Origin of the sequence: Leptospira sanjuanensis (assembly GCF_022267375.1) — a bacterium.
Classification (GTDB): domain Bacteria; phylum Spirochaetota; class Leptospiria; order Leptospirales; family Leptospiraceae; genus Leptospira; species Leptospira sanjuanensis.
This window is the reverse complement of record NZ_JAIZBH010000001.1, coordinates 2,061,632-2,074,667: the sequence shown is the minus strand read 5'-3', so window position 1 is coordinate 2,074,667 and position 13,036 is coordinate 2,061,632. Positions and strand designations below refer to the sequence as shown.

Genomic DNA, 13,036 nt, shown 5'->3' with positions numbered 1-13,036 from the left:
GTTATCTGGACTCCAATGATTTCACTTTTTTTCTCTGACTAGACGGGAGAATCTTCAAGATCTTTCTGTATTTCGCGACGGTTCTGCGCGCGATTTCGATTCCCTGTTTCTGAATCGCCTCCACGATTTCCTGATCGGACAAAGGATTGTCGGATTGTTCTTCCCGAACGAGATTGCGGATGAGGTCGTGGATTTTTTTGGAGGATTCGATTCCTCCTTCCGCAGAACGAACTCCCGAAGAGAAAAACCATTTTAACTCGAGAATTCCCCGGGAAGTCTGTATGTATTTGTTGGACGTGATTCTTGAAACCGTGGACTCGTGCATCTCCAGTTTTTCGGCGATGTCTTTAAGGGTCAGAGGTTTAATGAATTGGATTCCCTTTTGAAAAAAAGGAGTCTGCATTTCGATGATGGCGGAAGTCACCTTGAATAAGGTTTGTCTTCTTTGATTGACCGATCGGATCAGCCATTCCGCGGAACTGAGTTTTGTGTTGATGTATTCCTTGTCGGCTTCCTTTGCGTTTTTTAGAATATTCTTATATTCTTTATTGATTTTGAGCCGGGGAATCCATTCATCGTTGATGTAGATGTCGAATTCCCCCTCCACTTCGCGCACGATCACGTCGGGGATCACGTAGTCCGGTTTATTCGGAGTGTAAAGCGTGGCGGGATACGGTTCGAGCTTTTTGATTTCGGCCGCGAGAGCCTCCACTGCTTCGAGGGACAGTTCCATCTTTTTGGAAATCGATTTGTAATCGAGCTTCTCCAAATCCTTGATATGGTCGCGGATCAGTGTATGAAGTTTTTCATCCTCGGGTTTAAGGATTTTTGCCTGGATCAAGAGAGTTTCTTGAACATCCCGGGCTCCGATTCCGATCGGATCGAGTCTCTGTATTTGATCGAGAACCTTGCGGACCTTTTTTTCGTTCAACTTCATTTCCGCACAAAGATCGGGAATCGGAATCGTGATAAAACCGTGATCGTCGAGCATCGAGATCAGAATTTCTCCGATGGAAATTTCATCGGGCTTTAAATTGGAAAGCCGGAGCTGCCAAAGCAAATGCTCCGACAAAGAACTTTTTTCGGGAGAAGACTCGATGTATTTCTGATTTCGATCCGATGCGTCCGAACCTGCGCTGCCCGCCTTGTCCAAGGAAAAATTATCCTGCCAAGACACGTCCGAATTTTTGATAAAGTCGTTCTTTTCTTTTCTACGAAGATCGTCCCGGCTGTAGAGATCGGGGGTTCTGTTTCTTTCGGAAGCGTATTCTTCCTCGAGCATGGGATTTTCCACAAGCTCCGAACTGATCCGATCCGAAAGCTCCAAAGTCGATAAGGGCAAGAGTTCGATGGACTGTCGTAAGTCCTGCGTCATCACCAGTTTCTGGGTTTGTTTTTGAACCAGTGAGTGACTGAGATTCACAGCGTAAAATCCTCGCCCAGATAGATTCTTCTCGTTTCGGGATCGTTGACGAGATCGTGTGTGGAACCGGAAATCAAAATTCTTCCGCTGTACATGATATAGGCGCGGTCCGTGATCTTCAACGTTTCACGCACGTTGTGGTCCGTGATCAAAATTCCGAGCCCTCGATCCTTTAGGGATTGAATCACGGTTTGAATGTCTTTGACCGCGATCGGGTCGACGCCCGCAAACGGTTCGTCTAACAGGATAAAGTCGGGATTGGTTACGAGCGCCCTTGCGATCTCGCAGCGTCTTCTTTCTCCTCCCGAAAGAGTATAACCCTTTTGATTGGCGACACGCATGATCTGCAATTCGATCAGAAGCGCATCCCTTCGCTGGATGATCTCTTCTCTGGAAAGATTCATCGTTTCCAGAATCGCTTCCAGATTTTCGGCGACGGTTAATTTACGGAAGATGGACGCTTCTTGCGCGAGATAACCCACTCCGAGTCTCGCTCGGATATGCATCGGAGAATCGGTTACGTCTTGTCCGTCGATGTAAACTTTGCCCGAATCCGGTCTTACGAATCCCACGGACATATAAAAAGAAGTCGTCTTTCCGGCTCCGTTCGGGCCTAAGAGTCCTACGACTTCCCCTTTTTTGATATTAAAGCTGGCCCCGTCCACAACCTTTCTTTTGTTGTAGACCTTGACCAGATTATCCATTCGGAAGGTTTTGCTCATATTCTTAGCTTACTTTCCGGGAACGATTCCGTCCGTCAAAAGCGCGCGACCTTCTCTCGGAAAGAATATGATTCTTCCTGCATGTATGTCTCTGCCGTTTTTTCGCAACATCGGATTTCCCTCAAGATACACTTTTTCCTCTTTTTCAAAATACGTGGCGTATTCTCCCGTTGCGGAAGAATCCTTTCCTTCTATAAGAACGTTTCCTCGGATTACGGTTTCATTCTTATCCATAAACCGTTCGAATTCTACGGCGGTGATCGTGCTTGTTATTGCGTCCGTTTTTTTATCTAAGAAGTCGATCTTCCCCGAATCGGTCAAATGAATGTACTGGTCGTTTTTAAAGTAGTCAAGGACATTCCCGGAAAGGATCAATCGGTTTTCCCGATCGTGAACCGTGATCTGATTTCTGGCTTCGATCTTAGAGGAATTTTTGCCGTAGCTGACTAACTTTTCGGCATTCATTTTTAGATTGCGTCGATACAAGGTGGCGTTTCCGTACAGGCCGACCCTGGTTTCTCCGGTTTCGTCCTTATCGCTTACGATCTGATCGCCTTTGAGAATCGCGACTCGAGTGACTTCGCGTTTGATCTTTTCTTCGGCGTTCGGAGAATCCTTTTTGTCCTTGTTTTCCACCGTTTCCGTTTCGGTATAATTTTGAAAAAGAATACTTTCTCCGGTTAACTCCACTTTGTTGCTATTCGTGTAGAATGTAAGTTCCTTTCCGGTGAGATAGCGGTCCTTTGCGATGAGAATCGGATCGGGATCGGTAGTGATCTTATCGCCATCCTCGTCAAAAACCGCTTCCTTACAAAGAATGGTGATTTGCGGATGTGCGATGATTACGTTTTCCTTAAGTAGAGTCGTTTTCTTGGCGAGATTTCTTTCGATAAACGTCGCGGAAATTACGGTTTTGACTCCGCTTTTATCCGTATGGAAAAGCCGCGGACGATCTTTGATAAATACCTTTTCTTCGAACTTATCGTATTCTCCCGTTCCTGCGCGCAGCGTGACTCCGTTGTCTCCGTCTTGAACGACAACTCCTCCGCGTAAAAATCCCTTAAACGCGTCCTTACCCAAGACTTCGATTTGGTTTGCGGAGAGTTTTACTTTTTTGTGTTGAATCCACGCGCCCCCTTCGAGGATAAATGCGGTGACTTTCAAACCGGAAATCGTTTTGTCTTCCTGCGTCAAAGAAGATCCTCCCCAAAGAGTCGCGAAGTTCGGAGTTGTGTTTTTCTTTTCCGGATTTTCCGGAAGAACGTTGACGAGCTTTCTGTCCGCGGTTTCGCTTCCGATAGGAATCGGAGGTTTTACGTTTCCGTAATACGGTAAAAACGCAAAGACGATTAAAATGGAGAATATAAATTTTCGAATCATGGAGAACCGGCCGCTTTGAGCGGATTGGTGCCTCCCTGTGTGATCGCGCTCGGTTTTAGAATCGTGAACTTATTCAAATCCTTGTCTGCGCGAAGGCCGATTCCTCGGATCGTGGTTCCGTCCGCGCTTACGGTCACTTCCGAATCGGAGACGAGTTTTTTCGTATCCATATTGTATTCCATCGTTTTGGCAATGAGGGTTTTGTTGTCTTCGGTTCGTAAGAAAATTTTTCCTTCCAGAATCATCAATCTTGTCTTGTGATTGATCTCCCCTTTTTCGGCGAGAAGTTTGGATTTGAATTTTCCGCCTTCGTACTGATCGAAATCGATGTTGTAAAAGATCGTTTTATTATCGTTCACGTAAACGTAGGATTCTTCCGCGCGCAGTTCCCACTGGAGTTGTCCTTGGGCGTCGTATGCTTCCCGTTTGAAGTTGCGTATGGAAACGTTAGCTCCGCTTTCCCGTTCCTTCTCCACTCTTTCGTAATTTACTTTTTTGCAATTCGCGAAAAGAAACGAAGACAATCCACAGGCGATCAGTAGGAAAAAAATCCGAAGCAGATTGCCTGTGTTGCGTTTCATGGAAAGAACCGGTTACGATCGAGGTCTGGAAACGAGGATCTCTTTTTTGATATAACGATCCAGTCCGATCATTTCTTTGAGTAGAGATTTGATTTCGGAAAGCGGATATTGAGTCGTCGCATCCGAAAGTGCTTTTTCAGGATCGGGATGGACTTCCATAAAGATTCCTTCGATTCCAAGAGAAACGGCGGAACGAAGGACGCTCGGTATGAATTCTCTTTGTCCGCCCGTGCTGTTGCCCGCCGCTCCCGGAAGCTGAGCCGAATGGGTCGCGTCGAACACGACCGGAATGTCGAATCCGTGAATGATCGGGACCGCTCTTCCGTCAAAGATGAGATTTCCGTAACCGAAACTAGTTCCCCGTTCGGTCACGAGACATTTGTCGCTTCCGGATTCTTTCATCTTAACCGCGATGTGACGAGTGTCTGCGGGAGCTAAGAACTGACCCTTCTTCACGTTCACCCATTTTCCCGTTTTTGCGGATTCGGCGATAAGATCGGTTTGTCTGCAAAGAAATGCGGGGATTTGATAAACGTCGATTACGTCCTTTAAGGGTGCGATCTGATGCGTTTCGTGAATGTCGGTAAGAACCGGAACGTTGTACTTGTTTTTGATATATTCTAAATTTTTAATACCTTCCGCAAGTCCCGGACCTCTGTAAGAATTCACCGAGGAACGATTCGCTTTATCGAAACTGCTTTTGAAGATATAAGGAATTTTGAGTTCGGCGCAGATTTCGATCATCTCGGCGCAGACACGATCCAGCAGATCTCGATTCTCCATAACGCAGGGACCGGAGATCAAAAAGAAAGGTTCGTCTCCCCCGATCTTACTTCCGTTTAGAAAATCTCTCTTGGTGCAGGTATTGTCTCTCATGATGTTCCTTTCTTTGAGTATTTCACGGCGGCACGGATAAATCCAGCGAATAAAGGATGCGGCGCAGTCGGTTTGGATTGAAATTCCGGATGGAATTGAACTCCGATAAACCAGTCATGTTGGCGAATTTCCACGATTTCGACGAGGTTGTCGTCGGGAGAAGTTCCCGCGATAACCATTCCGTTTTCCTCATATTGTTGTTTATAGCGGTTGGTGAACTCGAATCTATGTCTGTGTCGTTCGTGGATCAGTTCCGATTTGTATTCGTTGTATGTAAGCGTATCTTTTTTGATCTTGCAGGGATACGAACCGAGTCTCATCGTTCCGCCCATCTGTTCGATGTCGTTTTGTTCTTCTAAAAGGGAGATCACGGGATGTTCGGTGTCCGGTCTGATTTCGGTAGAGTTTGCGTCCTTGAGTCCCAGAACGTTTCTTCCATATTCCACCACCGCGCATTGCATTCCGAGACAGATTCCGAAAAAAGGGATTCCTTTGGTTCTTGCATACTGGATCGCGAGAATTTTTCCCTCGATTCCTCGATCTCCGAATCCTCCGGGAACCAGAATCCCTTGAACGTTTTTCAGAGAAGCTTCCACGTTGTCCTTATCCAGATTTTCGGGATCGATCTTTACGAATTCTACTTTCGTATCGTGTGCGATTCCTCCGTGCGATAGACTTTCATAAATGGAACGATATGCGTCTTGTAAGGAAATATATTTTCCGACAACGGCGACTTGAACGGTTTGTTTCGTGGTAAGAAGTCCTTTGACCATCGAATCCCATTCGTTGAAGTTGGAAGTTCTAAGTTCCATTCCCATCGTTTTGAGAACGACCTCGTCGAGTTTTTCTTCCTTATACATTTTGGGAATTTCGTAGATGGACGTGGAGATGTCGCTTGCGGAGATTACGTTTTCCTCCTTCACGTTGCAAAAGAGGGAAAGTTTATTCTTCATTTCCTTGGTCATCGGTTGGGAAACGCGGCAGACGAGAATGTCCGGTTGAATTCCGAGTCCAAGAAGTTCTTTGACGGAATGTTGCGTCGGTTTGGTTTTGGCTTCCCCGGCGGCGGTGATCGTGGGAACCAAGGTTAGGTGAACGAATAAGACGTTGGAACTTCCGTGTTCGTAACGCATCTGACGGATCGCTTCCAAAAACGGAATGGATTCGATGTCTCCGACGGTTCCTCCGATTTCGACGATGATAAAGTCGGGATTTTCTTCCCGAGCTACGATGTACATCCGATTACGGATTTCGTTCGTGATATGAGGAACGACCTGCACCGTACGACCGAGATAGTCTCCCTTTCTTTCTCTTTGAATGACGGTATTATAAATCTGACCGGTGGATACGGAGTTCTTCCGTGTCAATTTGGAATGTGTAAAACGTTCGTAGTAACCGAGATCCAAATCGGTTTCGGCTCCGTCGGCGGTTACGTAAACTTCTCCATGCTGATACGGACTCATCGTTCCCGGATCGATATTGATATAAGGGTCCATTTTTTGAAGGGAAACCGTATAACCTCTGCTTTCCAACAAACAACCCAGAGCCGCGACCGTGACTCCTTTTCCCAGTGAGGAACTCACCCCTCCCGTTACGAAGATAAACTTAGTTCTCGACAACTTGCATTCCCGCCTTTCAGAACAGAGTTTTTTAGTGTTTCTTGAAATTCAAACAGGAATTTCCGAGAATTCTGTCTCCAAAAAAAGTTCAGGACTTCGTTTTAGAGTTTCAGGATTTTCTCGATGAGGAGCGAGGTGGATTTTCCGGGTACGAACGGCAAGATTTTGACTTCTCCCCCGAATTGACGAACGACCGGAGTTTCGGGAAGATCCTCCGCCTTGTAATCCCCGCCTTTGACGTGAACTGCGGGTTTGACGAGTCGAATCAGATCCAGCGGAGTGTCTTGCGGAAAAATCGTTACCGCATCCACAAATCTCAGGTTGGAAAGAAGAAGCGCTCGATCGTCCTCTCCGACGACAGGTCTTTGTTCTCCTTTCAATCGTTTCACGGAAGAATCCGCATTGACTCCAACCCAGAGAAAATCTCCGAGTTCCCGAGCCTGGGAAAGATAGGTGATATGACCTTTGTGAACCAAGTCGAAACAGCCGTTGGTAAAAACGATTTTCCGGTCTTTGCGGATGGTGTCCGCAAAACTTGCCGCTTGATCCCAGGGAATGATATGAGTCTTTAAGTCCATTCTTACTTTTGAAAACTTCCCCTAGATTGAAGTGAGGCTTCGAGTTCGTCGGGGGTGACCGTTTCCGCTCCGAGTTTTCCGACGACTACTCCAGCCGCGGCGTTTGAAACGATACTCGCATCGAGTTCGCTTAGTCCCGCCGCGTGATAGGCAGTGTAAGCGCTGATGACCGTGTCTCCCGCTCCGGTTACGTCGAATACCTCGCGCGCAACCGTGGGAATATGAAAGATTTCTTTTTTTGCGGCCAAATACAAACTCATTCCCTTTTCCCCTCTCGTAATCATAAGAGAAGGACAGGAAAGTTTTTCGGAGATTTCTTCGGCGGCTTTTAAAACCTCGGAATCGTTTTCTAATTTTTTTCCGATCGCCTTACCGGCTTCGTGATGATTCGGAGTCAGAATACTCACACCTTGGTAAAGAAAAAAATGACTGACCTGAGGATCGACCGTTACGATCTTTTTTTTCTCCAGGCAGATCCGTGAAACTTCTTGGATGATTCTAGGCGTTAAGGTTCCCTTGTCGTAGTCGGAAAGTACGACCGCGTTTGCGGAATCGATTCGTTCCAAGAACGCTTGCAGAAGTTCGTCCTCTTCTTTTTTCGTGATGGGTTTTAATTCTTCCTTATCGATTCTGCAAACCTGTTGATGACCTGCAATCACTCTCGTTTTAAGAATGGTGGGAACGTCTTCGGATCGTATGAAAAAGTTTCGACCGATGTCCGTGTTTTCTTTTTCAAGAAGTCCGATTAAACTTTTTGCCTTCTCGTCTTTTCCCGCTCTTCCTAAAACGATGGATTGAACGCCGAGACTCGATAGATTTTTCACGACGTTTCCGGCTCCTCCTAAGGTGATCTTTTCCTTGCGAACCCAGACTACGGGAACGGGAGCCTCGGGAGAAATTCGATTCACTTCTCCGATGAGATATTCATCCAAGATAAAATCTCCGATGACGATGATTTTCAGATTCTTAAGGTTTGCCGTGGAAGATTGAAAACGATTTCGATCCAGATAATACAAATTCTACCGATCCTTGGGATTTTGATTTACGGTTTCTCTCTAAGCAGTTATAGTATCCTTCCCGTGTCAACCACTACTGTCCCCATCTTTCCGTTGCCGGAAATCATTCTGTTCCCAGGGACGTATTTACCTCTTCACATCTTCGAACCGAGATATAGGTTGATGCTCGATTATTGTATGGAATCGGGAGAAGAATTGGCAGTGGCTCCGATTCTTCCCGCAAAGTCGAGGGCGCCCTCCAAACATCCTGAGATTGAAACCGTTTTCGGTTGGGGGAAAATCATTCGAAGAGACCCTCTGCCCGACGGAAGATCCAATATTCTTCTGGAAGGAAAGGGAATCGCCAAACTTATCGACTACGAAACCGTGGAACCGTTTCGAGTGGCCCGCATCGAAAAGATCGAACCGAACTTCGAATACTTAAAGGATGAGGATTTTCAAAAAATCTTCGAACGGCTTTTGTTCTTAACCAAGCGAATTCTTCTTTCCGAAGGTGCGGGAGAAGATCTGATCCTTCGAATGAACGAACTCATGACACATCCGTTTCCCATCGATTTTATCGCGTCCATTCTCAACTTCGAATTCTCCAAAAAACAGGAAATTTTGGTCGATCCGAATCCGATGGAAAAGACCAAAATTCTGATGCAGATCGTGGAAGAACTCAATCTGAAAGAATAGATTGGAATTTCGAGCCGAGTTGAAGAATTGCGGAACCGCCTTCTTGTATGGGTGTTCTGCTTTTAAATTCGAATCGTGAACTTCGATCTAAACTTCAAGAAAGAAGATCGGAGGTTGTTACCCTTCTGATTCCCAAAACAACTTGGACTCGTTATCCCGAAACGACACAAAAAAACCTTGCGAAGAGGATTCCGATTCTTTTGGAACGATACGGCAAGTATTTAACTACGGTGAATCGTTTGGGAGTGAATGCAAGAAAGACTTTATATCAGCCTTCGCCCGGGAAAGATAATATGTTGAGAATGAATGTTCGGGTGAGCACGGGAAGTTGGGCGTTTCTCGGCGCATTGGCGCAGATGCATGGAGTTTCACGTTGTTATCTTTTTAATTATTTATTGTGGTTGGATGAGGTTGGAGTCGGGGATTCTATCGTGAATACGATGAATGAAGGAGGTCCCACCTTCCACCGATCTTACAGCTATATCCTCCACCTCGATCTGCTCCAAAATACGATTGCGCGTCGATTGGAAACGGAACCGATCAATTCATTTTACGTACTCGACTACCGCGATTGGTTCGATTCTTAACCGAAGTATCAAAAATCGCCGTAAATCCAGCTAATTCCCCGATCAATAGAATCAGCTCGCATAGAAAACAATCACCCGCAGACGGTTCTCACAAAAGAGTGGAAATCCCGATCAGGATTCCACTTTTTTAAACACCCTCCGCGATGTCACATAACGGTCGATCCACCACTTCATCGAAATCTTATCGATGACCACGCCTCTCGTGGAAGAAGCGTGTGCGAATTCCTTGTCGCTGATGACAAGACCCACGTGGGTGATCTTACTTTGATTCGGAGAAGCGGAAAAGAAGATCAGATCTCCCGCCCTTAAATTGTTATGCGAAACGCCGCTTCCCGATTTGGCCTGATCTCTTCCGAGACGAGGAACGATTTTTGCAGGAACCCCCACTCGTTTATCTGTAAGAGAACTGAACGTAAATCCGGAACAATCCACGCCTTTTTTGGAAGTACCTCCCCAGTAATACGGAGTTCCGACCCATTCCTTAACCACGGAAAGTAGATAAGAAGAACGTAATGTTTCCCAGTCGGATTTTCCCGGTGAAACGGGAACGTCCGGTTCGACTTCGGGGACCAAGGGAGGTTCCGGGATATTTTCCTCAAATCCGAATTTCGGTCTGTCTCCGATGACCACTTCTCCGGCGGAATCGAGACCGCTATCCAAAGTCCGTGCCGTCGCGATCGTCGCCGTCCAAGAATCCAAGGATCTGCTTTTGGTGCCTTCGTGCAGGGATTTCAATTGGGACAAAAGATCGGAGGCGAGCGTGTAACGGTCGTTTGTCGGATTAAAAAAGATCGCTTGGCGAAAAGCCGAATCCGTTTTTTCAAAGGAAGAACTCGCTCCTTTGCTCGGAATCAGACTCAACACTCGGGAAGCGAGTCTGTTCTCGGGAATGCCCGCGTATTTTCCCGCGATAAGTGCTCGTCCACCGGCCAAAATAGAAAAGCCGTCCCAACGGGATTTGAGCGCGGTCGATAGGAAAACGTTTCGGATTTCTTCCCGAATTCCGGCCTTGTCCGTTTCCTTTACGAATAAGGAAACCAAAACGAAATCCTTATCGGAAAGTTTTTGTTTGGAAAGAATCGGGATGGCGTCTTCCGCTTCGGTAAAACGCATTCCGGAAAGTGAAACATAGTATTGGTTTACGATCAGATCCGCGATCGTATCGGGCGCGAGCCCTTCCATGATCGCCCAGGGAATCGTGTTTTTCGTGATTTCGATCACCTTCGGATCCTTGGATTTCCCGCCTAACCTTTGAAAGACGGAGTTGCGGATGAGCAGGGTTTGACCCGCTTCGAAATCCTCCTTGAGCAGATCGGAAAACGGATCGGCAAACAAGGAAACGGGAATCCAGAAAAGAATCAAAAAAATCTTGGAAATTCGAAACATCAGCATCTCCTAATATACAAATCTTAGAATATAGAAACTTCCTGTTCGCTTCAGCGGTCTCCGTCGTGCATCCAGAACTGGAATTTTTTTCGCGCAAGGAATAGAACGATTCCTCCCGAAAAAGCCAGACAAGCGAACATGCCGAAGAATTTGGGGAAACTGTCAGTTCTCATCAAACCTGCGAGTTCTCCCGCGAGTATGTTTCCGAAAAAGCTGGAAAGAAACCAAACTCCCATCATAAAACCGCCGAGATGATTCGGTGCGAGTTTTGTCACAAGGGACAACCCTCCGGGAGAAGTGAACAATTCCCCCGCGGTGATGCAGACCACCATCAAAATGAGCCAAATCGCCGGAATCTTATGGCCTAAACGGAAGTCCAATGTGACTAACGTTAAGATCAGAAACCCGAGTCCGAGTATGAAAAATCCGTAAGCGAATCGGGTCGAAGTGTCCGGCTTCCAATTCCGTTTTGCAAGCGCTGTCCAAAACGAGGCGATGATCGGCGCTAAAACCAAAATCAACAAAGGGTTTAAGGATTGAAAAAACGGCGTGGGGATGTCGTATCCGAACCAGTTCCGGTCCACGTGACGATCGATAAAAAGATTCATCGAAGAGCCGATTTGTTCGAACACGGCCCAAAAGATAATGGCAAATGCGGTAAAGATGAGAATAACCGCGATTCTTTGTTTTTCCTCTACCGTAAGAGGGGATCGTCTATGACTTTCGCTAAGATGATTCTTCTTACCGGCTTCGAAAACCTTTTCATCGAATCTCTTTCTACCGAATAAGAAAATCAGAATTCCGAAAAATACTCCGAAAGCCGCTACTCCGAATCCGTAACCCCAGCCGAACGATTCGCTGAAATAACCGCAGAACAAAGGCCCTAAGAATCCTCCGAGATTGATTCCCATGTAAAAAATGGTGAATCCTGAATCTTTCATGTGATTTTTGTTTTCGGCTTCGTAGATTCTCCCCACCACCGTGGAAATAGTCGGTTTAAAAAAACCGACTCCTATGATCAGAAGCGCCAATCCCAAAAAGAAAAACGATTTCGTTTCGAACGCAAGACTGAGATGTCCGAACATCATCAATGTGGTTCCTAAAAAAATGGATTTCTTAAAACCCAGATAACGATCCGCGAGATAACCGCCGATCAACGGAGTAAGATACACGAGTCCCGTATAAATTCCGTAGATTCGATTCGCGTTCGGATCGGAAAAATGAAAGACCTTCGTCAGGAATAACACGAGTAAGGCGCGCATTCCGTAAAAGCTGAATCGTTCCCAGGTTTCCGTAGAAAACAAAACCCAGAGACCTTTCGGATGCCGATTTATCCCTTTGCTCTGGACGTCCATATCGGTTCCTGAATCTTTTCTTCCAAATTCGCAAAACGCGCGGCCACAAAAAAATAATCCGAAAGGCGGTTCATAAAAATCAACGGCGGAGAAAGAATTTCAAGACCTTCTTCCTTAAAGCGGACCATTTCCCGTTCCAGTCTTCTCGCAACCGTTCTCGAGATATGCAAAAAAGAAGAAGCCTTCGTTCCGCCGGGAAGGATAAATTTTTTCAGAGGTTCCAGTTTTTCCTGCATCCGATCGATTGCAGTTTCCAAAAACGTAATATCGGATTCTAAGATGCAGGATTCTTCCTTGGGTCGAAACCCGGCTAGTTCAGAGCCGAGTTCAAAAAGGAGGTTTTGAATCGTTTCCAGGGGAGAATGAAGTTCGGAGCCGGAAGGCAAAAAGGATTTTACGACCCCGATCGTTGAATTGAGTTCATCCGCGGTTCCGTAGAGTTCTACTCTACGATCCGATTTGGAAACCTTGGAACCGGTGGCAAGAGAGGTTTGACCGAAATCTCCCTTTTTAGTATAGATTTTCATAGTTCTTAAGCTCGCAGCGTTCTTCCTTCTGATAGGAAGAGACAAAATACGATCAAAACAATGGGAACGTGCGACGGAAAGAAAAGGACTTTTTTTATAACGTGAAGGAAAAGAGTTGCTTTCAAAAACCGATTTGAGTAATATTTTGACAAAAGTTTCCTAAACTGATTGTCGGCTCCCTCTGCACAAGACTTTAGGAAAAAAATATAAAAACTTTCACCTCCGTTCCCGGAACCAGAGTGGAAGTTCGCAGTGGATAAAACGAAGGCGGATTCTTTCGCCCCAAAACATCGGCCTGGACGGATCCG

The 13,036-nt window shown here is 46.2% G+C and carries 13 protein-coding genes and 1 pseudogene; 2 read left to right on the top strand and 12 right to left on the bottom strand.

The genetic code is table 11. The features are described 5' to 3' along the window. Position 1: 1 nt before the first annotated feature. The 8 genes from rpoN to rfaE1 all read right to left on the bottom strand — a co-directional run bounded on the left by rpoN (position 2) and on the right by rfaE1 (position 8,195). Positions 2-1,423, bottom strand: a complete 1,422-nt coding sequence (gene rpoN / locus LFX17_RS09265; protein ID WP_238729997.1) for an RNA polymerase factor sigma-54 — start codon at positions 1,421-1,423, stop codon at positions 2-4. Continuing rightward, complete coding sequence (lptB, locus tag LFX17_RS09260; protein WP_167450780.1) at positions 1,420-2,145, bottom strand: LPS export ABC transporter ATP-binding protein; 726 nt, start codon at positions 2,143-2,145, stop codon at positions 1,420-1,422. Before lptB ends, rpoN begins: the two co-directional genes overlap by 4 nt. 9 nt (positions 2,146-2,154) lie before the next feature. Beyond that, complete coding sequence (locus LFX17_RS09255; protein WP_238729996.1) at positions 2,155-3,525, bottom strand: LptA/OstA family protein; 1,371 nt, start codon at positions 3,523-3,525, stop codon at positions 2,155-2,157. After that, positions 3,522-4,106, bottom strand: coding sequence for an LPS export ABC transporter periplasmic protein LptC (gene lptC / locus LFX17_RS09250; protein WP_238729995.1), 585 nt, complete (start codon positions 4,104-4,106; stop codon positions 3,522-3,524). The genes LFX17_RS09255 and lptC overlap by 4 nt, the downstream gene beginning before the upstream one ends. Positions 4,107-4,118: 12 nt before the next feature. After that, positions 4,119-4,982 carry a 3-deoxy-8-phosphooctulonate synthase gene (gene kdsA, locus LFX17_RS09245; protein WP_238729994.1) on the bottom strand — a complete coding sequence of 288 codons (864 nt, stop codon included), beginning with the start codon at positions 4,980-4,982 and terminating at the stop codon, positions 4,119-4,121. Continuing rightward, positions 4,979-6,601, bottom strand: coding sequence for a CTP synthase (locus LFX17_RS09240; protein ID WP_238729993.1), 1,623 nt, complete (start codon positions 6,599-6,601; stop codon positions 4,979-4,981). Before LFX17_RS09240 ends, kdsA begins: the two co-directional genes overlap by 4 nt. Before the next feature lie 101 nt (positions 6,602-6,702). Next, complete coding sequence (gene rfaE2, locus LFX17_RS09235; protein WP_238729992.1) at positions 6,703-7,179, bottom strand: D-glycero-beta-D-manno-heptose 1-phosphate adenylyltransferase; 477 nt, start codon at positions 7,177-7,179, stop codon at positions 6,703-6,705. Positions 7,180-7,181: 2 nt separating this feature from the next. After that, positions 7,182-8,195, bottom strand: a complete 1,014-nt coding sequence (gene rfaE1, locus LFX17_RS09230; RefSeq protein WP_238729991.1) for a D-glycero-beta-D-manno-heptose-7-phosphate kinase — start codon at positions 8,193-8,195, stop codon at positions 7,182-7,184. A 54-nt stretch (positions 8,196-8,249) separates the two neighbouring features. On the opposite strand from rfaE1, the gene LFX17_RS09225 reads away from it, so the two are divergent. Both LFX17_RS09225 and LFX17_RS09220 read left to right on the top strand, forming a co-directional pair. After that, the gene (locus LFX17_RS09225; RefSeq protein ID WP_238731563.1) at positions 8,250-8,873 is read left to right on the top strand and encodes an LON peptidase substrate-binding domain-containing protein; all 624 of its coding nucleotides are present in this window, start codon (positions 8,250-8,252) and stop codon (positions 8,871-8,873) included. 47 nt (positions 8,874-8,920) lie between these two features. Beyond that, on the top strand, positions 8,921-9,460 hold the full coding sequence (locus tag LFX17_RS09220) for a DUF1564 domain-containing protein (protein WP_238729990.1): 540 nt from the start codon (positions 8,921-8,923) through the stop codon (positions 9,458-9,460). Positions 9,461-9,571: 111 nt separating this feature from the next. On the opposite strand, the gene LFX17_RS09215 is transcribed toward LFX17_RS09220, so the two are convergent. The 4 genes and pseudogenes from LFX17_RS09215 to LFX17_RS09200 form a co-directional block, all read right to left on the bottom strand. Further along, positions 9,572-10,846, bottom strand: coding sequence for a C40 family peptidase (locus LFX17_RS09215; protein WP_238729989.1), 1,275 nt, complete (start codon positions 10,844-10,846; stop codon positions 9,572-9,574). A 50-nt stretch (positions 10,847-10,896) separates the two neighbouring features. Beyond that, the gene (locus LFX17_RS09210; RefSeq protein WP_238729988.1) at positions 10,897-12,201 is read right to left on the bottom strand and encodes a peptide MFS transporter; all 1,305 of its coding nucleotides are present in this window, start codon (positions 12,199-12,201) and stop codon (positions 10,897-10,899) included. Then, a complete protein-coding gene (locus LFX17_RS09205) occupies positions 12,177-12,728 on the bottom strand; it encodes a cob(I)yrinic acid a,c-diamide adenosyltransferase (protein ID WP_238746250.1) in 552 nt (183 codons plus the stop codon). The genes LFX17_RS09210 and LFX17_RS09205 overlap by 25 nt, the downstream gene beginning before the upstream one ends. Next, positions 12,712-13,033 (bottom strand): annotated as a pseudogene (locus tag LFX17_RS09200) (hypothetical protein). The gene LFX17_RS09205 and the pseudogene LFX17_RS09200 overlap by 17 nt, the downstream one beginning before the upstream one ends. Positions 13,034-13,036 lie beyond the last annotated feature (3 nt).